The organism is Ferrovibrio sp. GW821-FHT12F09 (assembly GCF_058806775.1).
Map to the genome: position 1 here is coordinate 70202 of NZ_JBXAPZ010000003.1, position 22321 is coordinate 92522.

Annotated in this window: 18 protein-coding genes and 1 tRNA gene; 7 read left to right on the plus strand and 12 right to left on the minus strand. The window is 63.2% G+C overall.

Translation table 11 applies throughout. The features are described 5' to 3' along the window. Positions 1 to 1059: 1059 nt before the first annotated feature. Both AC1ROB_RS20595 and AC1ROB_RS20600 read right to left on the minus strand, forming a co-directional pair. Positions 1060 to 1701, minus strand: coding sequence for a muconolactone Delta-isomerase family protein (locus AC1ROB_RS20595; RefSeq protein WP_492973220.1), 642 nt, complete (start codon positions 1699 to 1701; stop codon positions 1060 to 1062). Positions 1702 to 1831: 130 nt separating this feature from the next. Then, on the minus strand, positions 1832 to 3697 hold the full coding sequence (locus tag AC1ROB_RS20600) for a PHA/PHB synthase family protein (protein WP_492973219.1): 1866 nt from the start codon (positions 3695 to 3697) through the stop codon (positions 1832 to 1834). A gap of 165 nt (positions 3698 to 3862) precedes the next feature. Between AC1ROB_RS20600 and AC1ROB_RS20605 the strand changes: the two genes are divergently transcribed. The 5 genes from AC1ROB_RS20605 (at position 3863) to recJ (ending at position 10325) form a co-directional block, all read left to right on the plus strand. Continuing rightward, positions 3863 to 4843 carry an OmpA family protein gene (locus tag AC1ROB_RS20605; protein WP_492973218.1) on the plus strand — a complete coding sequence of 327 codons (981 nt, stop codon included), beginning with the start codon at positions 3863 to 3865 and terminating at the stop codon, positions 4841 to 4843. 110 nt (positions 4844 to 4953) lie between these two features. Beyond that, the gene (locus tag AC1ROB_RS20610; RefSeq protein WP_492973217.1) at positions 4954 to 6168 is read left to right on the plus strand and encodes an LL-diaminopimelate aminotransferase; all 1215 of its coding nucleotides are present in this window, start codon (positions 4954 to 4956) and stop codon (positions 6166 to 6168) included. Further along, the gene (locus AC1ROB_RS20615; protein WP_492973216.1) at positions 6161 to 7480 is read left to right on the plus strand and encodes a homoserine dehydrogenase; all 1320 of its coding nucleotides are present in this window, start codon (positions 6161 to 6163) and stop codon (positions 7478 to 7480) included. Before AC1ROB_RS20610 ends, AC1ROB_RS20615 begins: the two co-directional genes overlap by 8 nt. A gap of 16 nt (positions 7481 to 7496) precedes the next feature. Beyond that, a complete protein-coding gene (gene glpX / locus AC1ROB_RS20620; protein ID WP_492973215.1) occupies positions 7497 to 8525 on the plus strand; it encodes a class II fructose-bisphosphatase in 1029 nt (342 codons plus the stop codon). 3 nt (positions 8526 to 8528) lie between these two features. Continuing rightward, a complete protein-coding gene (gene recJ / locus AC1ROB_RS20625) occupies positions 8529 to 10325 on the plus strand; it encodes a single-stranded-DNA-specific exonuclease RecJ (RefSeq protein ID WP_492973214.1) in 1797 nt (598 codons plus the stop codon). 4 nt (positions 10326 to 10329) lie between these two features. Here the strand turns inward: recJ and AC1ROB_RS20630 are convergent, their stop codons facing one another. The 10 genes from AC1ROB_RS20630 to AC1ROB_RS20675 form a co-directional block, all read right to left on the minus strand. Then, positions 10330 to 11238, minus strand: coding sequence for a DMT family transporter (locus tag AC1ROB_RS20630; protein ID WP_492973213.1), 909 nt, complete (start codon positions 11236 to 11238; stop codon positions 10330 to 10332). Positions 11239 to 11256: 18 nt separating this feature from the next. Then, the gene (locus tag AC1ROB_RS20635) at positions 11257 to 11745 is read right to left on the minus strand and encodes a cupin domain-containing protein (protein ID WP_492973212.1); all 489 of its coding nucleotides are present in this window, start codon (positions 11743 to 11745) and stop codon (positions 11257 to 11259) included. Positions 11746 to 11808: 63 nt separating this feature from the next. After that, a complete protein-coding gene (locus AC1ROB_RS20640; RefSeq protein WP_492973211.1) occupies positions 11809 to 12696 on the minus strand; it encodes an ABC transporter permease in 888 nt (295 codons plus the stop codon). Next, positions 12693 to 13634, minus strand: a complete 942-nt coding sequence (locus tag AC1ROB_RS20645) for an ABC transporter permease (RefSeq protein ID WP_492973210.1) — start codon at positions 13632 to 13634, stop codon at positions 12693 to 12695. The genes AC1ROB_RS20640 and AC1ROB_RS20645 overlap by 4 nt, the downstream gene beginning before the upstream one ends. A gap of 54 nt (positions 13635 to 13688) precedes the next feature. Continuing rightward, positions 13689 to 15197 carry an ABC transporter substrate-binding protein gene (locus AC1ROB_RS20650; protein WP_492973209.1) on the minus strand — a complete coding sequence of 503 codons (1509 nt, stop codon included), beginning with the start codon at positions 15195 to 15197 and terminating at the stop codon, positions 13689 to 13691. 27 nt (positions 15198 to 15224) lie between these two features. Then, positions 15225 to 16286, minus strand: a complete 1062-nt coding sequence (locus tag AC1ROB_RS20655) for an ABC transporter ATP-binding protein (RefSeq protein ID WP_492973208.1) — start codon at positions 16284 to 16286, stop codon at positions 15225 to 15227. Continuing rightward, positions 16283 to 17251, minus strand: coding sequence for an ABC transporter ATP-binding protein (locus AC1ROB_RS20660; protein WP_492973207.1), 969 nt, complete (start codon positions 17249 to 17251; stop codon positions 16283 to 16285). Before AC1ROB_RS20660 ends, AC1ROB_RS20655 begins: the two co-directional genes overlap by 4 nt. After that, on the minus strand, positions 17251 to 17967 hold the full coding sequence (locus AC1ROB_RS20665; RefSeq protein ID WP_492973206.1) for a DUF1028 domain-containing protein: 717 nt from the start codon (positions 17965 to 17967) through the stop codon (positions 17251 to 17253). The genes AC1ROB_RS20660 and AC1ROB_RS20665 overlap by 1 nt, the downstream gene beginning before the upstream one ends. Positions 17968 to 17970: 3 nt before the next feature. Further along, positions 17971 to 19803 carry a gamma-glutamyltransferase family protein gene (locus tag AC1ROB_RS20670; RefSeq protein WP_492973205.1) on the minus strand — a complete coding sequence of 611 codons (1833 nt, stop codon included), beginning with the start codon at positions 19801 to 19803 and terminating at the stop codon, positions 17971 to 17973. Then, positions 19800 to 20585: a FadR/GntR family transcriptional regulator gene (locus AC1ROB_RS20675; protein WP_492973204.1), complete on the minus strand. Its 786-nt coding sequence runs from the start codon at positions 20583 to 20585 to the stop codon at positions 19800 to 19802. The genes AC1ROB_RS20670 and AC1ROB_RS20675 overlap by 4 nt, the downstream gene beginning before the upstream one ends. Positions 20586 to 20864: 279 nt before the next feature. On the opposite strand from AC1ROB_RS20675, the gene AC1ROB_RS20680 reads away from it, so the two are divergent. Together AC1ROB_RS20680 and AC1ROB_RS20685 are read left to right on the plus strand one after the other, a co-directional pair. After that, positions 20865 to 20940, plus strand: a tRNA-Glu gene (locus AC1ROB_RS20680). A 198-nt stretch (positions 20941 to 21138) separates the two neighbouring features. Continuing rightward, positions 21139 to 22080: a UDP-glucuronic acid decarboxylase family protein gene (locus AC1ROB_RS20685; RefSeq protein WP_492973203.1), complete on the plus strand. Its 942-nt coding sequence runs from the start codon at positions 21139 to 21141 to the stop codon at positions 22078 to 22080. The last annotated feature ends 241 nt before the right edge of the window (positions 22081 to 22321 follow it).

Sequence of the window (22321 nt, forward strand, 5' to 3'; positions counted from 1 at the left end):
GGTCGAATGGCTTTTCGTGCTGCCCCGCCGGACCAAGCCACTCCATGCGAACCCCGTCCGTGACGGGCAGCTGATCGTCATCGCGGGCAGGCCACGATTTTCTGTTGCCGCTCTCGTATCGGCTTGGTGAGATCATCGACACTGGCAACCACCCCGTCCGCCAAAGCTGCCGATGACGCACGGCAGGAGAGGTTGCTATGATCGGGCAGAGGAATTGTGGTCTGTCCCCGATTACTATTACTCGCGTCCCCTATTACTCGGTCCTGTTTCCAGGGAGATGGAATGACGCGTTTTTGGGATGCTCCGTGTATGCTGGCTTTGCTTAATTCTATCCGGGTGCACCCCTTCTAAGGCTGTAGCGGTTGAATATTCGGCTGAACAAGCGGCGCAAATTGGTGAAGAGGCCATAAGAAGACAAGATTATAGAAAAGCGCTAGGTGCAATCGCGCCCTTCGCAGAAACAGGTGATAGTGCTTGGACGTTCACATACGCGTATGTAATTCGGATGTGGATTGAAGACCAAACTCCACTTGAGCCTTGCCCTTATAATTATTCTGACATGCTGCGTTGGGTTCGGATGTCCGCTGCAAAGGGTGCGCAAGAAGCGGCAAATATTTATCGTGAGGGTTATCGCTTCGGTAGATTCTCTTTGTCCAAAGACCCGGAGCTTGAGGAGTGTTGGTGGCGGGTGGCAGCAGAAAATAGCGCCTCAGAGCGTATAAAAACGGCGAATGAATGCTTGGCTAATATGAACTGATAAGTAATCGGGGGCAGACCGCGATTGCCGGGACTTGATTTTGCGGTGTGGTTTCCCAAGTGATCTTGAGCCGCTGTTGCCCATCGTGAATACGGTCTTGCATTCAGCAGAGTCCTGGCCACACTTGGCCGCAATCGGCTTCCAACGGGACACAATGGGACTCAATTGGCCCTGAACGGGACGCAACTGGTATCGCATGGGCTCTCTATGGGATCCAAGCGGCTCTGAATTGGCGGCTGATCTGCGGTCTCGGGCCGCTACCGACTCAGCAGTGCCAAAGACTTAGCTGAAAAAGTGCGGCGTCACGCCGGCTTTTCGTGCGTTTCCGCCGGGCGCGCGAATTGCGGGAAGTTTGGATGCATCGCCAGCGGAATGACATCCGTCTTGGTGAAGCAGGGATAAAGCGGCATGCCGCGCAAGGTGGTCGCCACCGCCTCGCCATCGGGCAGGTTCCACAAGACGTAAGTGCCGAGCGCATTGGCCTTGCGCCAGATGCCGACCAGTTGCCGCTTGGCCAGCATGGCTTCCGAGGCGCGCCATTCGGCCTGCACCAGGTCCTGGAATTTCTCGCCGGCGCGCAGGTATTCGATGCGCACATCCACCAGGAACAGGTTGCTGTCCGGCTTCGGCCTGCTGTCGGGTTTCTCGTGCGCCGCCGCGCCGCGGGCAAACTGCGGGAAGTTCGGATGGCCGATCAGCGGCGTGACCTGCACATCGGTGAAGAAGGGATAGAGCGGCATGGCACGCACCTGGTTGCCGACCGCCTCGTTGGTGGGCATGTCCAGGATGAACATGGTGCCCATGCCGTTGGCCTTGCGCCAGATGCCGACGAACTGGCCTTTCGCCAGCAGCCGCTCTTCCTCATCCCACTCGGCGCGCACCAGCTGCTGCGCCTTGTCGCCAAGAGTTGTGAAGTTGAATTTCACATCGATCAGGAACAGCATCCGTTTTTCCTTTTTTTTGTCGTCGTCATTCCGGCCAAGCGAAGCGCGAGCCGGAATCCCATTTGTTTTGCTGTCGTAAATGGGATCCCCGGGTCTTCGCTGCGCTACGCCCGGGATGACGGGTTGGGCGTCAGTCCACGATCCGCTTTTTCACGTAGCTGCCCGGCGCGGCCTCGATCACCTTCAGTTTGCCGTCGCCCGGCTTGCGCGCGGGTACCTTGGGGCCGGACTTCGCCGAGAGCCATTTGTCCCAGTCATCCCACCACGAGCCGGGATATTCCTTCGCGCCCTTGATCCAGTCTTCCACGTCCAGCGGGTTGGTCTTGGTGTCGTTCAGCCAGTGCTGATACTTCTTCGCCGCCGGATGATTGATGACGCCGGCGATATGGCCCGAGCCCGCCAGCATGAAGCGCACCGGCCCGCCATAGAGCTGCGTCGCCTTGTAGACCGAGCGGTAGGGCGCGATATGGTCGTCGCGGCTGGCCTGCAGGTAGACCGGAATCTTGATCTTGCGCAGGTCGAGCCGCTCGCCGGCCAGCTCCAGCCGGCCCGGCTGCGACAGCAGATTCTGCTGGTACATATTGCGCAGATAGAAGCCGTGCATCTTGGCCGGCATGCGCGTGCAGTCGGAATTCCAGTAGAGCAGGTCGAAGGGGAAGGGCTCTTTCCCCAGCAGATAGTTGTTCACCACAAACGACCAGATCAGGTCGTTGGCGCGCAGCATGTTGAAGGTGGTCGCCATCTCGCCGCCATCGAGATAGCCCTTGTCCGACATCAGGCTTTCCAGATAGCTGAGCGTGTCCTCGTCGGTGAAGACGCTGAGTTCGCCGGCTTCCGAGAAATCCACCTGGGCGGCAAAGAAGGTGACAGCCTTGATGCGCTCGTCGCCCTTCGCCGCCATCCAGGCCAGCGTCGAGGCCATCAGCGTGCCGCCGATGCAGTAGCCGATCGCGGTGACCTCGTCCTCGCCGGTGGCCTTCTTCACGGCGTCGAGGCCGTCGAGAATACCTTCGCGCATGTAGCTTTCGAAGGTCTTGTCGATCATGGTTTCGTCAGGCTGGTTCCACGACACGACGAAGACGGTATAGCCCTTTTCCGTCATCCATTTGATGAAGGAATTCTGCGGCTTCAGGTCGAGGATGTAATATTTGTTGATCCAGGGCGGCACGATATACAGCGGCCGCTGGTAGACCTCTTTGGTGGTCGGTTCGAACTGCAGCAGCTGCATCAGGTCGTTCTGGTAGACCACCTTGCCGGGCGTCACCGCGATGTTTTCGCCGACGGTGAAGGCTTTGGCATCCACCATCTTCACGTTCAGCTTGCCGTGGCCGCGCTCCAGGTCCTCCAGCAGGTTTTCCATGCCCTTGACCAGGTTCTCGCCCTTGGAGTCGAGCGTGGCGCGCACCACTTCCGGGTTGGTCAGGGCGAAGTTCGACGGCGACATCGCGTCGACGAACTGCTTGGTATAGAACTCCACCTTGCGGGCGACCCTGGGGTCGACGCCCTCCACGCCGGTCACCGTCTGCTGCACCCAGCGCGAGGTCAGCAGATAGGCCTGCTTGAAATAGTCGAAGACGGCGCTGTCCTGCCAGGCCGGATCCTTGAACCGCTTGTCGCCCTTGTCGGGCTGGATCAGCGGGGCGGTCTCCTTGCCCATGAAGCGGTCGGTGGTGTTGGCCACCAGCTTGGCGTAGTCCTGCCAGAACTTGATCTGGGATTCGGCGAGCTTGGCCGGGTCGGCCATCAGCTTCTGGGCGATTTCCAGATAGGCGCCGCCGAGATTCAGGGGATCGGGATTGACCGGGGCGGGGGGCTTGCCGGAGGGGGCGGCCTCGGCCTCGGCCTGCTGACGGGCGGCATAATCGGCCATCAGCTTCTGGCCATGCTCGGCCATCTTGGCCCAGGTCTTGGCCCATGCCGCCGGGTCCGGCAGCGGAATATCACTGTCTGGCTTATTGTTGCCGTCCGGTTTGCCACTGTCCGGTTGCTTCGCCATCCGACAGTCCTTATTCTCGGGGCCCGTTTCCTCGCCTGTACGATTCCGGGTTTGCCCGGATTTTCTCGGCACGGATTGAGGTTAAGGGATAGGGAATCGCCCCGCAAGGCCGCTGCGCCGGTCGGGACGACGAATGCGTTTTTTAGGGCTTCAGGGGGTATGGATATGGCTTGGATCGGCACGGCTTCCGCCGGTAAGACGACGCGGAGCGCCCACGATCCGCGCAAGCTGGGCCTGCGCGGCACAGCTGCGCTTGCACTGCTGACCGCCATGCTCGGCCTGTCGGCCTGCGGCACCTGGGCCGATCCGACGCAGCTGTTCGGCAGCGACGAGGATGCACCGCCGAGCGCGGCCACGGCGACCGGTTCGCCCACGGCGGCCAACAGCGACCGTTTCCCCAATCTGGCCCGGGTTCCAGCCAAGCCCGTCGAGGTCAGTTCGACCGGCGAGCGCCGGCAGGCCGTCGATAACCTGGCGGCCGACCGCAACAATGCCCGCTATACCGATGAAGAGCTGAGGGCCCGTCCGGCGGACGGCGCCACGCCGCCGCCGACCCCGCGGGCTCCGGTGACGCAGTTACCGACCGGCACCTCGACCCAGGCGCGCGGTGCGGTGGCGCCGACGGTCCCCGGCCCGCAGGGCGGCGTCAGCCCGTCGCAGGCCATGCCGGCACAGCAGGCGCCGGCGCGTGCCGCCAGTGTGACCGACAGCTTCTCGCAGAGCCTGGCCCAGTCCGGTTCCAATACGCTGCCGGCCGGCCTGGCCCAGCCCCAGGGCAACAGCGCCTCCTATGCGGCGGCCCCGCTGCCCGGTTCGACCCAGTTGCTGGCCGTTGTGCGCTTCAACGCCAACGAGACGGCGCTGGGGAACGATGACAAGGCCCTGGTCAACAAAGTGGCCGAGTATTTCAAGGGTGTCGGCGGCAAGGGTTCGCTGCGGGTGGTCGGTTACGCGCCGGCCCCGGCGCAGTCGGGTCTGTCGCAGCGCCGCGCCGAACTGGTGGCGGCCGAACTGCGCCGGCGCGGGATTTCGCCGGCCCAGATCAGGCTCGACAGCCAGGTGGGTTCGACAGCACCGGCCTATTACGAAACCGCGGCGCGAGCTAGCGACCAGAACCGCCGGGTTGAAATCTACGTCGTAAACTAAACAGATTTCAGCTAAGGATCGGCGGGGGCGCGGGGCGAATAGCTGCCGCGCCTTCGTGTAACTGAAGCCCTGTTTTCATAACCAGTTTTCCATCAGTGGACCTGAAGACCATGGATACCGAGTTCTACCGCATCAAGCGCCTGCCGCCTTACGTGTTCGAGGAAGTGAACCGTATGAAGGCTGCGGCGCGAGCTCGCGGCGAGGACATCATCGACTTCGGCATGGGCAATCCCGATAACGCCACGCCCCCGCATATCGTGGCCAAGCTGGTGGAGGCCGCGCAGAATCCGCGCGCCCATCGTTATTCCTCCAGCCGCGGCGTGCCGGGTCTGCGCAAGGCGCTGTCGAATTATTATGGCCGCCGTTTCGGGGTGGAGCTTGATCCCGAGAAGGAAGCCATCGTCACGCTGGGTTCCAAGGAAGGCCTCGCCAATCTCGCCATGGCGATTTCGGCGCCGGGCGACACCGTGCTGGTGCCGAACCCAAGCTATCCGATGCATGCCTTCGGCTTCGTCATTGCCGGTGCCAATGTGCGCTCGGTCGCCATCGGCCCGGGTATCGATTTCATCGCCGGTCTTGATCGCGCCTATCAGCACAGCGTGCCCAAGCCGATCGCGCTGATCGTCAGCTTCCCGGCCAATCCTACCGCGATGACCGTCGATCTCAGCTTCTATGAGGAGATCGTCGACTTCGCCAAGAAGCGCAACATGTGGGTGATTTCCGATCTGGCCTATTCGGAAATCTACTTCGACGGCAATCCGCCGCCTTCGATCCTGCAGGTGAAGGGCGCGCGCGATGTCGCCATCGAATTCACCTCATTGTCAAAGACCTACAACATGCCAGGCTGGCGTATCGGTTTCGGCGCCGGCAATGCCACGCTGGTCGGTGCCCTGGCGCGGGTGAAGTCCTACCTCGATTACGGCGCCTTCACGCCGATCCAGGTGGCGGCCAGTGCGGCGCTGAACGGCCCGCAGGACTGCGTGGAGGAAATCCGTCAGACCTACAAGTCACGCCGCGACGTGCTGGTGAAGGGCCTGAATGCCGCCGGCTGGAATATCCCGCTGCCGAATGCGTCGATGTTCTGCTGGGCACCGATCCCGGAGCGCTATTCGCATCTGGGCTCAGTCGAGTTCTCCAAGCTGCTGCTGCGCGAGGCCGAAGTGGCGGTGGCGCCCGGCATCGGCTTTGGCGAGCATGGCGATAATTTCGTGCGTCTGGCCTTTGTCGAGAACGAGCATCGCACCCGCCAGGCGGTGAAGAACATCAAGCGGCTGCTCGGTTCGCCGTCCAATCTCGCGGATGAGAAGGCGGCGGCGAATGGCTAAAGTATACAAGACAGCGCCGGCGCCGCTGAAAGTCGGCATCGCCGGTCTGGGTGTGGTGGGGGCCGGCGTGCTGCGCCTGCTGCATCAGCATGGCGATGCGCTGGCAGCCCGCACCGGCCGCAAGATCATGGTGGTGGCGGTTTCGGCGCGCGACAAGCGCAAGAAGCGCGACATTCCGAAAGGCGACTGGCGCTGGTATGCCAAGGCAATTGACCTGGCCGGCGATCCCGATGTCGATGTCGTGGTCGAACTGATCGGCGGCGCTGACGGTGTCGCCCGCACCCTGGTCGAGGCTGCGTTGAAGGCCGGCAAGGGCGTGGTCACCGCCAACAAGGCGATGCTGGCCATGTATGGCGACAGGATCGCGGCGCTGGCCGAGACCAAAGCCGCGCCACTGGGTTTCGAAGCCGCCGTCGCCGGCGGCATCCCGATCCTGAAAGCGCTGCGCGAAGGCCTGATCGGCAACCGCGTGCAGGGCATCACGGGCATCCTGAACGGCACCTGCAATTACATCCTGACCGAGATGCGCGAAACCGGGCGCGATTTCCGCGACGTGCTGAAGGAAGCCCAGCAGCTGGGCTATGCCGAGGCCGATCCGAGTTTCGATGTCGATGGCGTCGATGCCGCGCATAAGCTGGCGGTGCTGACCTCGCTGGCCTTCAACACCAAGGTCGATTTCAAGGCCGTGCATGTGGAAGGCATCCGCAATGTCTCGGCTGTCGATATCGCCTTTGCCAAGGAATTCGGCTACCGCATCAAGCTGCTGGCGATTGCCCGTCGCACGACCAAGGGCGTGGAGCAGCGCGTGCATCCCTGCATGGTGCCGGCCAATACGCCGATTGCCCATGTGGATGGCGTGTTCAACGCCGTGGCTGCCGAGGGCGACTATGTCGGCCGTGTGATGTTCGAGGGTCGTGGCGCCGGCAGCAACCCGACCGCATCGGCCGTCGTGGCCGATCTGGCCGATATTGCCGCGGGCCGTTCGGCGCCGGCTTTCGGCGTGCCGGCAGCCAAGCTGCAGAGTCTGAAACCTGCCGCCATGGCCGATCATGTCGGTCGTTATTACATTCGCCTGATCGTGCGCGACCAGCCGGGTGTGCTGGCCGATGTGTCGGCTGTATTGCGGGATGAAAAGATCTCCATCGAGAGCCTGGTGCAGCGTGGCCGCTCGGAGGCCGAAAACCAGCCTGTCGCCGTGATGCTGATCAGCCACGAAGCGCGTGAAGCCGACATGACCCGCGCGATGAAAAAAATCGGCAAACTGCGGTCGGTGCTGCAGCCGCCGGCGCTGATCCGTATCGAACCGCTCTGACGCATCGGGATTTGCCATGGCCGCGACCAAAACGGGCAGCGTGAAAAGCAAGGCCAAACCGGACAGGGCGACCGCAAGTGCCGCAAGCCTTTCGGTTGAACGCAATCTCACGCTTGAAGTTGTGCGGGTGACCGAAGCTGCCGCTATTGCTGCCGCCCGACTGACCGGTCTGGGCGATGAGATGGCGGCCGACCAGGCGGCTGTCGATGCCATGCGCACGGCGCTGAACGATCTGGATATCGACGGCACCATTGTGATCGGCGAGGGTGAGCGCGACGAAGCGCCAATGCTGTATATCGGCGAGAAGGTCGGTACCGGGAAGGGGGCGCGGATCGATATCGCGCTCGATCCGCTTGAAGGCACGTCGATCACCGCCAAGGGCGGCAGCAATGCGCTCTGTGTGATTGCCTTTGCCAATGCCGGCTGTTTCCTCAATGCGCCCGATGTCTACATGGACAAGATCGCGGTTGGCGGCGGGCTCACCGACGGTGTGGTCGATCTCGATTACACGCCGGCTGAAAATCTGAAACGCCTGGCCGATGCCAAGGGTATCGCGGTTTCCGAACTGACCGTCTGCATCCTCGACCGACCGCGTCATATGGACCTGATCCAGCAGGTGCGGGCTACCGGCGCCCGCGTCTCGCTGATTTCCGATGGCGACGTGGCCGGCATCATCGCCACCACCGACCCGGCCACGGGGATTGATATCTACATGGGCTCGGGTGGCGCGCCGGAGGGCGTGCTGGCGGCGGCGGCGCTGCGTTGCATTGGTGGTCAGATGCAGGCCCGTCTGATCTTCCGCAACGAAGACGAACGCAATCGCGCCCGGCGTCTGGGGATTGAGAAGCTGGATCGCAAATACAGCCTCACCGACCTGGCATCCGGCGATGTGATTTTTTCTGCGACCGGCGTCACCGATGGCTCGATGCTGCATGGCGTGAAACGTGTCCCGGGCGGCTTCAAGGTCAACTCCATCGTCATGCGTTCGCAGACCGGCACCATTCGTCGCATCGAAGCCGTCATTCGTCCGCTCACACCGGCCTGAGCCATGCTGGCTGACAGCGGGCCGGCTTTTCTGGGCGTCGCACGGTCTGTGCAGGGCCGCCGCTGGCGCCTGCGCAACAGTGATGAGCGGCTGGCGCTGGCACTGGCGCAGCAGGCCGGCCTGCCGGAAATCCTCGGGCGCGTGCTGGCCGGGCGCGGCATCGCGCTGGAGGAGCTGGAAGATCATCTCAATCCGTCGCTCCGTCGCCTGCTGCCCGATCCCTCCCGCTTCCATGACATGGATGTCGCGGCCGAACGGCTGGCGGATGCGATCATCAAGGGCGAGAAGGTGGCGGTGTTCGGCGATTACGATGTCGATGGCGCGACATCGACGGCCTTGCTGAACCGCTTTTTCCGCGCCATCGGCCGCGACCTGCAGGTCTATATCCCGGATCGCCTGAAAGAGGGCTATGGCCCCAATGCCCCCGCCCTGCGCAAGCTGCGGCAGGAGGGCGTCGCCGTGGTCATCACGGTGGATTGCGGCACACTGGCTTTTGCGCCGCTGGAAGACGCCGCCTCGGTCGGCCTCGACGTGATTGTGGTCGACCACCATCTGGCCGAACCCGAACTGCCAAAAGCCGTTGCGGTCATCAATCCCAACAGGCTCGACGAGGCGCCGGGCTTCGGCCAGCTCGCGGCCGTCGGCGTCGCCTTCCTGTTCATGGTGGCGATCAACCGCCGCCTGCGCGCGCGCGGCTACTACAACACCGACCGTCCCGAACCGAATCTGCTCGGCTGGCTCGATCTGGTGGCGCTGGGCACGGTCTGCGATGTCGTGCCGCTCACCGGTCTGAACCGTGCCCTGGTCGGGCAGGGACTGAAGATTCTGCGTGGCCGCAGCAATGCCGGCCTGGCGGCGCTTGCCGATGTCGCCGGCGTCAACGAGCCGCCGGGCGCTTATCATCTCGGCTTTCTGCTGGGGCCGCGGGTCAATGCGGGCGGCCGCGTCGGTCAGGCCGATCTGGGCACCCGGCTGCTCTCCACCGACGATGTGCGGCTCGCCACGCAGATGGCGGCCGAACTCGACCGCTACAACCGCGAGCGCCAGGAGATCGAGGCCGGTGTCCTCATGGAGGCCATGGCCGAACTCGACCATGTGCCCGAGACGGCGGCGCTGGCATTGGTGGCGCGGCAGGGCTGGCATCCGGGCGTGATCGGCATTGTCGCCGCCCGTGTGCGCGAAGCCTCGGGTCGTCCGAGCTTTGTCATCGCACTGGACGAGAATGGTATCGGCAAGGGCTCGGGCCGTTCGATCCCGGGCGTCGATCTCGGCGCTGCCGTGGTGGCGGCCGGACAGGCCGGGTTACTGGTCAACGGTGGCGGCCATGCCATGGCCGCGGGCCTGACGGTGGAAACGGTGAAGCTGAACGAGCTGAAGGCCTTCCTGAACGAACGGCTGGCGGCGGCGGTGGAAAAGGCCGGCGCTTCGGCGTCGATGGGCTTCGACGGGGCCCTGGGCGTTGGCGGCGCCAATGCCGAGCTCTACGACAAGCTGGAACAGCTCGGCCCCTATGGCTCGGGCAATCCGGAACCGCGCTTTGCCCTGGCCGGTGCGCGCGTCATCACCGCCGATGTGGTGGGCGAGAAGCATGTGCGCTGCCTGCTGGCTTCGGGCGATGGCAGCGGACCGCGCCTGCGTGCCATAGCCTTCCGCAGCGTCGAGGGCGAGCTGGGTCCGGCTTTGCTGCAAGCGCGCCAGACCGGCTCGGCCCTGCATGTGGGCGGCCATCTGCGCGCCGATCATTGGCGTGGCGAACGCCGGGTGCAGTTCGTGCTGGAGGATGCGGCGCAGCCTGGCTGAAACGTCAGGGATTAGGCTCGACCGGCGGCGGAACAATTCCGCGCAGCCGTTCGCGATGCAGCACATACAAGCCGCTGGCCACGATCAGCAGGATGCCGCCAGCGGCCAGTTCGTTGGGCACATCGCCCCAGACCAGATAACCGATCAGCAGGGCCCAAAGCAGGCCGGTATAGCGTAGCGGCACGATCACCGGAACTTCGGCGTGACGGAAGGCGTCGACCGCGAGCTGATAGCCGGCCGCGATAAAGACTGCGGCGATGCTGAGCAACAGGGTTTCGTACCAGCCCATCGCCACCCAGCCTTCGACTAGCGCCAGCAGGGATGCCACGACAGCCATCATGCTGACATTGGCCAGGGTGATGATGACGTTCGGAATGGCGGCGTCGATGCGGCGGGTCACCAGGTCGCGGACCACAATGCAGCAGACGGCGGCGATCGCCAGAATGGAATAGCCATTGAAGCTGCCGGCGCTGGGCTGCACGACCAGCAGAACGCCGATGAAGCCGACAATGACCGCGCACCAGCGTCGCCAGCCCACGGATTCATGCAGCATCAACGCCACGACGGCGGTCATCATCAGGGGTGAAGCCATGTTGATCGCCATCATGTTGCCGATAGGCATATGGAACAGGGCAAACATGTAGAGGTAACTGCCGACCAGATCGGTGCTGCTGCGGATCAACACCCGGCGGTCGAGTAGTCTGCCCATCTGGCGTGTGGCGCCGACAGCATGGGCGATCCCCAGAATCAGGACCATGGCGACAAGGCCGCGCACGGCCATGATCTGGCTGGCCGGCACGGTGGCATAGACCAGCTTGCACAATGCTTCGTTGATGACAAACAGAACGATCGCTAGCGAAAACGATATGATGCCCCGGCGATTGCCGGAGCCGAATACCCGATTGTACAGCATGATATCCGTACGGGAGGGCTAGCGCTTCTGGTCCGGATGGGCGTGGATCGGGTCGACCCAGAAGACGTTTTCGGGCTTTTCCACCGGCTCGATATCCAGGTTGACCACCACCGGGTCCTGGCCCGAACGCACCAGCACGCATTCCAGAGTCTCGTCGGTGCTGGCATTGATTTCCTGGTGCGGCACATAGGGCGGGATGAAAATGAAATCACCCGGTCCGGCTTCGGCGGTGAATTCCAGATGCTCGCCCCAGCGCATGCGCGCCTTGCCCTTCACCACGTAGATCACGCTTTCCAGATCGCCGTGGTGATGCGCGCCGGTCTTGGCATCGGCATGGATATGCACGGTACCGGCCCAGATCTTCTGGGCGCCGGCGCGGGCGAAGTTGATCGCGGTGGCGCGGTTCATGCCCGGCGTCTGCGCAGTGTTGGGATCGAGCTGGCTGCCCGGGATCACCTTCACGCCGTCATGTTTCCAGTCGGTGTGGTGGGGGTGATCGTGGCCCATGGCGTCCTCCTGCTGATGGCGAATGGTAGGAGGCTGGCGGACGCCGGGCAAGAGGCGGGCTGTTTATTCTCTGTGACGCGGATCCAGCGCATCGCGCAGGCCGTCGCCCAGCAGGTTGAACGACAGCACGACGACGAAGATCGAGATGCCGGGATAGATTGCCATCCACGGCGCCTGGGTGAGGAAATCCTTGGCCGAGTTCAGCATGCTGCCCCAGCTTGGCGCCGGAGGCTGCTGGCCCAGGCCAAGGAAAGACAGGCTGGCTTCGGCGATGATGGCAGAGGCGATGGTAAGGGTCGCCTGTACCATCAAGGCCGGCCAGATGTTGGGCAGGATATGCCGGAAGGCAATACGCAGCGGCGAATTGCCCACGGCGCGCGCCGCCTCGATGTAATCCTCCACGCGCACCGCCTGCACCTGCGCACGGGTCAGGCGCACGAAGATCGGTGTCGCCGAAATGCCGATAGCGATCATGGCGTTGGTCAGGCTGGGGCCGAGGAAGGCCGCCAGCGCGATGGCCAGGATCAGGAAGGGCACAGCCAGCATAGCATCGGTGATGCGCATCAGCACGCCATCCACGAGACCGCCGGCATACCCTGACAGCAGCCCGACCGGAATGCCGATGGCCAGTGCGATGGCGACCGAGAGTACGCCGGCCAGCAGCGAGGCCCGGGCGCCGAAGATCACCCGCGACAGCACGTCGCGGCCGAGTTCGTCGCCGCCGAACCAGTTCTCCAGCGTCGGTGCGCCGCGTACAGCCCCCCAGTTGGCCTCGATGGGATCGTAAGGCGCGATCAGCGGCGCGAAGACAGCGCCAGCAACGAACAGCAGGACGACAACAAGGCCGACTACGGCGCCCCTGCGTCGCAACAGGCGACGGAAGGCGCGCTGTGCCGGGCTTTGTTCGACGGCCGGCTTGGCGGCGGGAGAGGCGAGGGCCATATCGGTCATGCGCGCAGCCTCGGATTCACGAGGAAATAGGCCACATCGGCCAACAGGTTCAGCACGATATAGGCGGTGGCGGTGCAGAGCACGACGCCCTGGACCACGGCATAGTCGCGATTGAACACCGCATCGACGATCAGTTTGCCGAAGCCGGGAATGGAGAAAATCTGCTCGGTCAGTACCGCCCCCGAAAGCAGCTGGCCGAATTCCAGCGCGCCGAGCGTGATCACCGGCACCGCGGCATTACGGAAGGCATGCTTGCCGATCACCACGCGCTCGAACAGGCCCTTGGCGCGGGCGGTGCGGATATAGTCGCTGGCCAGCACCTGCAGCATGGCGCTGCGGGTATGGCGCATGAAGACGGCGGCGATGCCGGTGCCGAGCACGAAGGCCGGCATGATCATTGCGACCAGATTGGCGCCAAGATCTTCACCGGGACTGACATAGCCCGAGGCCGGCAGCCAGCCGAGTTCGACCGAGAAAAACAAGATCATCATGATGCCGAGCCAGAAATTCGGCGTCGACAGACCCCAGAGGCCGACGATATTGGCGACATAGTCGGGCCAGCGGCCATTGTGGAGCGCGGAAATGACACCGGCGGGCAAGCCGATGGCCAGCGCCACCAGCATGGCGAGGATGGCAAGCTCCACGGTCACCGGCAGTTTTTCCACCAGCAGCTGGCTCACCGGCATCTGGATGCGGATGGATTCGCCAAAATCGCCCTGCAGCACGCCGCTAATCCACAGCCAGTATTGCACCGGCAATGGCTTGTCGAGATTGTACTTGGCCCGCACTTCGGCAATCGCCTGCGGATCGCGTTCCTCGCCGGCCATGGCAATGGCCGGATCGCCGGGCAGCAACTGCTGCAGCCCGAAAATGATGATCGACACGAACAGCAGTGTCGGCAGCAGGATGGCGATACGCCGGAACAGGAAGCGGGTCATGGGGCCTTGCTGGAAAGAAGGGACCGCACCCGGGTGGGCGCGGCCCCGTTACGATCAACCGTTCTTCATGCCGGTGAAGCGGATCAGGCCGTCCGGATATTCCTTGAATCCGGTCAGCTTGGGCGCGTAGGCCCAGAGCCACTTGCGATGCAGCAGATAGATGATCGGCCGCTCGGCATTGACGATCTTCACGGCTTTCTCCCAGGCCGTGCGGCGCTGGGCAATATCGGTGGTCAGACGTGAATCGTTGAGGATTTCGTCCAGCGCCGGATTGCACAGGCCGGAATAGTTGAGCGGCTGGTTGCAGGCATGGAAGCTGTACAGGTTGCCGTCCGGATCGGGACGACCGCTCCAGGCCAGGATATAAGCCTCGAAGTCGCCCTTATCGGCCATGTTCAGCGAGGTGGCGAATTCAGTCGCCTGAATGCGCACATCGAAGCCGGCCTCCTTCGCCATCGCCTGCACCACCTGGGCGATGTTGCGGGCGTCCGTCGTGGTGGGCGTCACCAGATTGACCACGGGGTTCGGATTGCCGGCTTCCTTCAGCAGCTGCTTTGCCTTGGCCACATCGCGCTTGGGCACCGGCACCGACTTGGTGTAGTTGGCGTTGGTCGGTGCAACCCACTGGTTGCCCGGCGTGGAAAGGCCGTCGAACACCACCTGGTTGATGCCGTTGCGGTCGATGGAAAGCTCCAGCGCCTCGCGGATTTTCTGGCTCGAACCGATCGGCGACTTCGCCTTGTCGCTTTTGCCGATATTGATGGTGATGCCGTAGTAGCCGATTTCGGTGATCTGGCCCGACTTCAGCTTCTTGTCCTTTTGCACATCCTTGAAGTCGGTGCCGGCGAGGCGCTCGATCAGGTCGAGCTGGCCCGACCGCAGGTTGGCCAGGCGCACGGTGGCGTCGATGAAGGGGCGGAACTCGATGCGCGACAGATGCACATTAGCCTTGTTCCAGTAGCCGTCATATTTCTCGACCACGATGCGGTCCTGGGCAACGCGCTCGACGAACTTGAACGGGCCGGCGCAGACCGGCGCGGTGGCGAACTTGTCACCCAGCGCCTTGCCGGCCTTCGGCGAGATCATCATACCGGCGCGGTCGGTCAGCGTGGCCAGCAGCGGTGCAAACGGCGCCTGGGTATTGATCTTTACGGTCAGCGGATCGACCACGTCAACAGTGGTGACAGCCGACAGTTCGCCACGGCGCTGCGAACCCTGCAGGGTCTTGTGGCGCTCGATGTTGTACTTCACCGCTTCGGCATCGAACTTCTCGCCGTCATGGAAGGTCACGCCGGGACGCAGCTTCATGGTCAGCGCCTTGTTATCGGCCGACCAGCTCCATTCGGTGGCGAGCTGCGGTACGACTTTCAGATCTGGGTCGATATCCACCAGCTTGTCGCACAGCGCCGAGAAGACGATGCGGCTGACGAAGGTGCGGGCCAGCGTCGGATCTAGAGCGTCGGGGTCTTCGGCGAGGCCGAATTTCAGGGTCTGGGCGGAAGCGGGCATGGCAACCGCGACAAGTGCGGCGGCCAGCATGGCGAAGGTGGTCTGTCTTAACATGGTCGGCATCTCCCCTGTGTGAATGACTTAGATTGCAGATGAGGTCACGAAACGGGCCTGCAGGCGCGCCAGTCGCTCGGCGCCGGCGCTGCCGCCTTCCACGGGCAACGGGGCGGCAACCGGCAGTTCGCGCCAGCGGTGACAGGCCACCGTATGGCCATCAATATTTTCCATCGAAGGAATGCTGCTGCGGCACAGATCGACGGCAAAGGGACAGCGCGTATGGAAACGGCAGCCGGCCGGAGGGTCGATCGGGCTGGGCACGTCGCCGGTCAGGATCACGCGTTGGCGCACGGCATTGGGCTGCGGCACCGGAATGGCGGAGAGCAATGCGCGGGTATAGGGATGTCGCGGATTGGTGAAGAGTTCTGTGGTCGTCGCCACCTCGACAATCCGGCCGAGATACATCACGGCAATGCGCTGGGCGATATGCCGGACCACCGCCAGGTCATGGGCGATGAAGATCATGGCAATGCCCAGCCGCGCTTGCAGATCCTTCATCAGGTTCAGCACCTGGGCCTGCACAGAGACATCCAGCGCCGAGACGGCTTCGTCGGCGACAATCAGATTCGGCTCGACAGCCAATGCGCGGGCGATGCCGACGCGCTGGCGCTGGCCGCCGGAAAATTCATGCGGATAGCGCCGGGCATGGGCCGGGCGCAGACCGACCAGCTCCAGCAGCTCTTCCACCCGGGCTTTGCGCTTTGCCGGCGGCAGCAGGCCGTGCAGCATCAGCGGCTCGGCGAGAATGTCGCCCACGGTCATGCGCGGATTGAGAGAGGCGTAGGGGTCCTGGAAAACCAGCTGCATTTCGCGGCGCAGATCCCGGAGCGCTGTTCCCTGCAGTCTGGTGATGTCGCGGCCGTCGAACATGATCTGCCCGGCGGTCGGATCGATCAGGCGCAGCACCAGGCGGCCGGTGGTGGATTTGCCGCAGCCGCTTTCGCCCACCAGGCTCAGCGTCTCGCCCGGCTTCAATGTGAAATCGACATCGTCGACGGCACTGACATAGCTGGTCGGCCGACCGAACCAGTTGGTTCGTGCGGTGAAATGCTTGGTCAGGCCGCGGACCTCGAGGAGATTGCTCATAGCAGCGGCGCCTTCCAGCAGGCCACGGCATGACCGGCCACGATATTGCGAAGCTCCGGCGCTTCAGCGCGGCATTGCGCCTCGACAAAGGGGCAGCGCGGGCTGAAACGGCAGCCTGCTGGCGGGTTGAGCGGGTCTGGCACACTGCCTTCGATGGCGGCCAGCCGCTCTTTGGTGTGATCGAGGCGCGGGATCGAGCCGAGCAGGCCGATGGTGTAGGGGTGCTGCGGTGTATCGAACAGCTGTTCCACCGGCGCCTGTTCGACGATGCGGCCGGCATACATCACCGCCACATGATCGGCCATTTCGGCAATCACGCCCATGTCGTGGCTGATCAGCATGATTGCCGTGCCCAGATCACGCTGCAGTTCGCGCAGCAGATCGAGAATCTGTGCCTGCACCGTCACATCCAGCGCTGTGGTCGGCTCGTCGGCAATCAGCAGCTCGGGCCCGCAGGCCAGCGCCATGGCGATCATGGCGCGCTGGCGCATACCGCCCGACAGCTGATGCGGATAATCATCCACGCGCTTTTCCGGCGCCGGGATGTTCACTTTGCGCAGCATGGCGATGGTCGCCTCACGCGCGTCTGTCTGGTTCAGGCCCTTATGCCGGATCAGGCCTTCCATGATCTGGTCGCCAATGGTAAAGGCCGGGTTGAGCGAGGTCATCGGCTCCTGGAAGATCATGGCCAGGCGATTGCCGCGCAGATCGCGCATGGCATCCTTGTCGATCTCGCGCAGGTCCATGCCACCGAAGCGGATGCTGCCGCTGGCAATACGGGCGCCACGATTGGGCAGCAGGCCCATGACGGTCAGGGAGGTGACCGACTTGCCGCAGCCCGACTCACCCACAATGCCCAGCGTCTTGCCGCTGTCGACGCTGAAGGAGACGCCATCGACGGCGCGAAACTCGCCGCCATCGGAGGAGAAAAAGGTTCTCAGGTCGTCGACTTCGAGCAGAGCCATCAGGGCTGCCCCGTCTGCTGGCGTTCCAGGCGCTGGACCTCGGCCTCGATCACGCTGCGGTCCCAGATGCCGCTCGGGTTGTCGCGGGTGGCGAAGAATTTCAGAAAGGCAGCATAGCGGCCCTGGGACACCCCATAGAGCCGGCGCAGCTCGGCCAGCGGCTCGTCGTGATCGTCGACCCGCAGGCTCAGTGCCGGATAGTCTTCAGCGGTGTGGATCAGCAACGCGGCGGACTGCTTGCCGCGCTTGTCGCCGCCTTCCGCCTGGCCCGCATCCAGTGCGTCGAGCAGGCGTTCGGCAAAGGGTTTCGCGCTGGCCGCAAAACTGGCGAAGGTCGCCTCGACGACGGCCGCACCGGCCAGCATGTTGCCGGCCACCGAGAAATCCTCGCCGGTCTTGTGGCCGCACCAGCCAATGCAATCGGCGCCGGTATGGGCTGCGGTGCGGCCCGCCCGATCCACCACATGCAGCTGCCGTGCAGACTGGCCGCCATCGGATGACGTCAGCCAACGGACCACGTCTGCGGCCGGCATGTCGTCATCCAGCATGCGCAGGCCGCGCGGCCCGTATGTGGGATTGATCAGGGCCTGGGTGGCGAGAGCGCCGGTGCCGCTTTTCGCATGGGGGCACAGCGCCCCGACGGCGAAGAACTTGGTCGTGACCGCAACGCCGAAGGCGCCAGTGGCTGGATCGCGGGCGACAATCGACCAGGTCATGGTTCAGCGACCCACCGCATAACCTTGCATACCGCGCGGATTGGCGCCGGCGCGCAGCAGAGTGCCTTCAGGTGTTTCATCGGTGGCAGCGGCGCAGAGCCGCCCTTCCGACCAGTCGCCGCCGACTTCAACCTTGTGGCCGCGTGCCTTCAACGCCTCAATGGTTTCTTTCGCAAAACGACCTTCCAGGCCGAGATGGCCGGGCTTGGCGGCACGCGGATAGAAGGAAGAGGGGAAGTGCTCGCTATGCCAGGCTGGACTGTCGATGGATTCCTGCAGATTCATGCCGTGATGCGCGATCTTGAGGAACATCTGCGGCGACCACTGGTCCTGCTGGTCGCCACCCGGCGTGCCGAAGGCCAGTGCCGGCTTGCCGTCACGCAACGCCATTGACGGCGACAGCGTGGTGCGCGGCCGTTTGCCGGGCTTGAGCGAATTGGGTAGGCCTTCTTCGAGCCAGAACATCTGCGCGCGCGTGCCGAGGGCGAAGCCGAGTTCGGGGATCACCGGCGAACTCTGCAGCCAGCCGCCCGAAGGCGTGGCCGATACCATGTTGCCCCAGCGGTCGATTACGTCGATGTGGCAGGTGTCGCCGCTGGCCGCACCGCGGCGATTCACGGCGCCATCGCTGCCGGCCAGGCGGCCAACCGTGGGCTCGCCGACACCGACGCCGCCCGCTTCGCCGGCCTTGATGCTGGTCAGCTTCGCGCCCTGGCCTACGGGATCGCCCGGGCGCAACTCCAGCGATGCCATATCGCCAATCAGTTTGCGGCGTTGCGCATTATAGGTGTCTGAGAGAAGCGCAGCCATCGGCACATCGACATGATCGGGATCGCCGTACCAGGCTTCACGATCGGCGAAGGCCAGCTTCGAGGCTTCGACGAGCGTATGAATGAAGTCGGGGCCGGCAGGGTCCATCTTGGCGAGATCGAAGCCCTTCAGCAGCGCGAGCTGCTGCAGGAAGGCCGGACCCTGACTCCAGGCGCCGCATTTCGCCACGGTCCAGCCGTGATAATCGTAGGTCAGCGGCTTTTCGACATAGGCCTGCCACTTCGCCATGTCGTTGCCGCTCAGCACGCCACGATGGCGGCGGCCTGAGGCATCCATGGCTTCGGTGCCGGTGCTGAAAGCATCGATGGCTTCGGCGATAAAACCTTCGCGCCAGGCGCTGCGCACGGCATCGATGCGCTGCTCGCGACTGCCGCTGCGCTCGCTACCGATCCTGGCCAGCTTGCGATAGGTTTCGGCCAGAGCTTCCTGGCGGAACAGGGTGTAAGGTTTCGGCAGATCGCCGCCTTTGGTGAGCCAGACAGCCGCTGAACTTTTCCATTCATTGCGGAAGAGATCCTGCACGGTGGCAATGGTGTCGATCACGCGCGGCACCAGCGGGCAGCCCTGGCTGGCGTAATGAATGGCCGGCGCCAGTGCATCGGCAATATCGATGGTGCCGTAGTCGCGCAGCATCAGCAGCCAGCCATCGACGGCGCCGGGCACACAGGGCGCAAGGAGGCCGGAGCCGGGGATAAGATCGAGGCCGAGCGATTTGAAATGCGAGATCGTGGCCTTCTCCGGCGCGGGACCCTGGCCGCAGAGCACGTCGATGCGTTTGGTTTTCGCATTCCACATCAGCGCCGGCAGGTCGCCGCCGGCGCCGTTCAGATGCGGTTCGCACAGATGCAGCGTGAAACCTGCAGTGACTGCGGCGTCGAAGGCATTGCCACCGCGCTCGAGCACGCCCATCGCAACCGAAGAGGCGATCCAGTGTGTGGTGGCGACGACGCCGAAATTGCCCTTGATCTCCGGACGCGTGGTAAAGGCGAAAGGAATCTTTGTCATGGTGCTTTTAAATCCGGAATGCTGAGGCTGCCTGGCTGGCCGAGCGGCGATACGGTCATGCCCTGGTCGTTGTTCATCGCTTTCAGCAGGGCTTCCTGATGCGATGCGATATGCTGCCGCATGACCGACGCGGCGCGCGTGGAATCGCGGGCTGCGATGGCTTCGGCGATCTCGAGATGCTGCTGCGCCGAGCGCATCTTGCCATCGGGCGTGCGTGCGCGGGCACGTGTGCTCTGCCACGAGGCGTCGTAGCGGATCTTGTCGATCACTTCGAACAGGTCGAGAAACAGACGGTTGCCGGCCGCTTCGGCCAGCGCGCGATGGAACGCGCTGTCCCAGCGTTCCAGCGTTGCCGGTTCGGTATCGATGCTGGCGGTGGCGACCCGTTCGGCCAGCTTGCGGATCATGGCGATCTGCTCGGCGCTGGCGCGATGGGCCGCAAGCTGCGCGATGCTGGGCTCGATATGCAGGCGCACTTCCATGATCTCGTAGAAATTCGTGCGGCTGGCGAGACGGCTGAGCGTCGGGGCAGAAGAGGAGGGGGCAGGACCAATAAAGGTGCCTTTGCCCTGGCGGCGCCAGATTTTGCCCTCGGCTTCCAGTTCGGACAGCGCCTGACGCACCACGCGGCGGCTGACGCCCAGGCGCGCGGCCAGACTGCGCTCGGTTGGCAGCGGGCTTTCCGGTGCATTGGCCTGCTCCAGCAACAAACGGCGCAGCAGTCCCACCGTGTCGGCGGCGGCATTGCGACGTTGCGGTTGTTTGAGAAGCATGTCGTTCATGATCTCGAACCTAAAACAAAATGGTTCGGAGCAACAACCATAAATCTTTGTTCTGAATGCCAATTTTCGAGGCGATTTGCTGCCTTTCCCGGCAATTCCGGTCTGAAAATTCGAACCAATATCAAAATTGGTACAAAGCCTGGCTCGGGCGGCGGATGCCAGAATCCGGCATCCAGAAGGGCTGGAACGTCTGCGGAATCTGGCGGGGCAGCGGCTATTGATTTGTGCAGCCGGAGCGGTTACACACCGCGTCGCGCCGGGCAGCCGGTGCAACAGGCCGACCCCATCGTCTAGAGGCCTAGGACGTCACCCTTTCACGGTGAAGACACGGGTTCGACTCCCGTTGGGGTCGCCAGCTTCTCAGCCAGCGACAATCTGCACTTACATCCCGACTCATGCGCGTGCGGTGCCATGGCCGCGCCGGTCATTCCGGCGCTGTGGTCTTTGCACAGGGCATCCGCTGATGTCCGCCCCGGCATGTATGGCGCTTGTGCGCCGATAGGTGGCTCGCTACGGTTGTTGCAAGACTGGGGATTCGCCGGAGGGGACGAGCATGATGGAGTCGGGACGCGTACTTATCACCGGCGGTGCTGGTTTCCTTGGCTCGCATCTGTGCGAGCGTCTGGTGAAGGACGGCAACGATGTGCTGTGCGTCGATAATTACTTCACCGGTCGTCGCACCAATGTCGAAAGCCTGCTGAAGAATCCGCGCTTTGAAATTATGCGCCACGACGTGACGTTCCCGCTCTACGTCGAGGTCGACAAAATATACAATCTCGCCTGTCCGGCGTCACCGGTCCATTATCAGCACGATCCGGTGCAGACCACGAAAACCAGCGTGCATGGCGCGATTAACATGCTTGGTCTGGCCAAGCGCGTGCGTGCGAAAATCTTCCAGGCATCGACATCCGAAGTCTACGGCGATCCGCAGATTCACCCGCAGACTGAAGAATACTGGGGCCATGTGAATCCGATCGGTCTGCGCTCGTGCTACGACGAAGGCAAGCGTTGCGCCGAGACTCTGTTCTTCGACTACCATCGCCAGCATGGCCTGAAGATCAAGGTGGGGCGTATCTTCAACACCTATGGGCCGCGCATGCATCCCAACGATGGGCGTGTCGTGTCGAACTTCATCGTGCAGGCGCTGAAGGGCAACGACATCACCATCTATGGGGAAGGCAAGCAGACCCGCTCCTTCTGCTATGTCGACGATCTGATCGAAGCCTTCGTGCGTCTGATGGCAACAGGCGACGATGTCACCGGTCCGATCAATCTCGGCAATCCGAAAGAATTCACGATGATCGAGCTGGCCGAGGCCGTCGTGCGCCTCACCGGTTCATCCTCCAAACTGGTCTTCCGTCCGCTTCCCTCGGATGATCCGAAGCAGCGTCAGCCCGATATCAGCAAAGCCAGGCAGCATCTGGGCTGGGAGCCGCGAGTCGCACTTGAAGACGGCCTCAAGGAAACGATCGCGTATTTCCGAAGCATTTTGTGATCTGCAGGTCCATTAGGGATATTTTCCTGTATTTTTTACGCCGCTTTACATCCCAAAAGCACTCGATACGCCCGGTTGTGATGTCTGAAGAGCGGGCGGGCTTGGTTGCAAATGCTGCAGCGCAGCATTTCGCGTCACGGTTGGGTGGCGGCCCTCGTCTGGGCTGAACGGCAGCCCTCAGTAACAACTTGGAATAATAAGGTTAATTTGTCTCTGTGACGAGACGATTACGGCCGAAAAG

Bases quoted from the DNA above. Each gene is read 5' to 3' on its own strand.
- AC1ROB_RS20595 (WP_492973220.1), bottom strand. From the start codon at position 1,701: ATGCTGTTCCTGATCGATGTGAAATTCAACTTCACAACTCTTGGCGAC.
- AC1ROB_RS20600 (WP_492973219.1), bottom strand. From the start codon at position 3,697: ATGGCGAAGCAACCGGACAGTGGCAAACCGGACGGCAACAATAAGCCA.
- AC1ROB_RS20605 (WP_492973218.1), top strand. From the start codon at position 3,863: ATGGCTTGGATCGGCACGGCTTCCGCCGGTAAGACGACGCGGAGCGCC.
- AC1ROB_RS20610 (WP_492973217.1), top strand. From the start codon at position 4,954: ATGGATACCGAGTTCTACCGCATCAAGCGCCTGCCGCCTTACGTGTTC.
- AC1ROB_RS20615 (WP_492973216.1), top strand. From the start codon at position 6,161: ATGGCTAAAGTATACAAGACAGCGCCGGCGCCGCTGAAAGTCGGCATC.
- glpX (WP_492973215.1), top strand. From the start codon at position 7,497: ATGGCCGCGACCAAAACGGGCAGCGTGAAAAGCAAGGCCAAACCGGAC.
- recJ (WP_492973214.1), top strand. From the start codon at position 8,529: ATGCTGGCTGACAGCGGGCCGGCTTTTCTGGGCGTCGCACGGTCTGTG.
- AC1ROB_RS20630 (WP_492973213.1), bottom strand. From the start codon at position 11,238: ATGCTGTACAATCGGGTATTCGGCTCCGGCAATCGCCGGGGCATCATA.
- AC1ROB_RS20635 (WP_492973212.1), bottom strand. From the start codon at position 11,745: ATGGGCCACGATCACCCCCACCACACCGACTGGAAACATGACGGCGTG.
- AC1ROB_RS20640 (WP_492973211.1), bottom strand. From the start codon at position 12,696: ATGACCGATATGGCCCTCGCCTCTCCCGCCGCCAAGCCGGCCGTCGAA.
- AC1ROB_RS20645 (WP_492973210.1), bottom strand. From the start codon at position 13,634: ATGACCCGCTTCCTGTTCCGGCGTATCGCCATCCTGCTGCCGACACTG.
- AC1ROB_RS20650 (WP_492973209.1), bottom strand. From the start codon at position 15,197: ATGTTAAGACAGACCACCTTCGCCATGCTGGCCGCCGCACTTGTCGCG.
- AC1ROB_RS20655 (WP_492973208.1), bottom strand. From the start codon at position 16,286: ATGAGCAATCTCCTCGAGGTCCGCGGCCTGACCAAGCATTTCACCGCA.
- AC1ROB_RS20660 (WP_492973207.1), bottom strand. From the start codon at position 17,251: ATGGCTCTGCTCGAAGTCGACGACCTGAGAACCTTTTTCTCCTCCGAT.
- AC1ROB_RS20665 (WP_492973206.1), bottom strand. From the start codon at position 17,967: ATGACCTGGTCGATTGTCGCCCGCGATCCAGCCACTGGCGCCTTCGGC.
- AC1ROB_RS20670 (WP_492973205.1), bottom strand. From the start codon at position 19,803: ATGACAAAGATTCCTTTCGCCTTTACCACGCGTCCGGAGATCAAGGGC.
- AC1ROB_RS20675 (WP_492973204.1), bottom strand. From the start codon at position 20,585: ATGAACGACATGCTTCTCAAACAACCGCAACGTCGCAATGCCGCCGCC.
- AC1ROB_RS20685 (WP_492973203.1), top strand. From the start codon at position 21,139: ATGATGGAGTCGGGACGCGTACTTATCACCGGCGGTGCTGGTTTCCTT.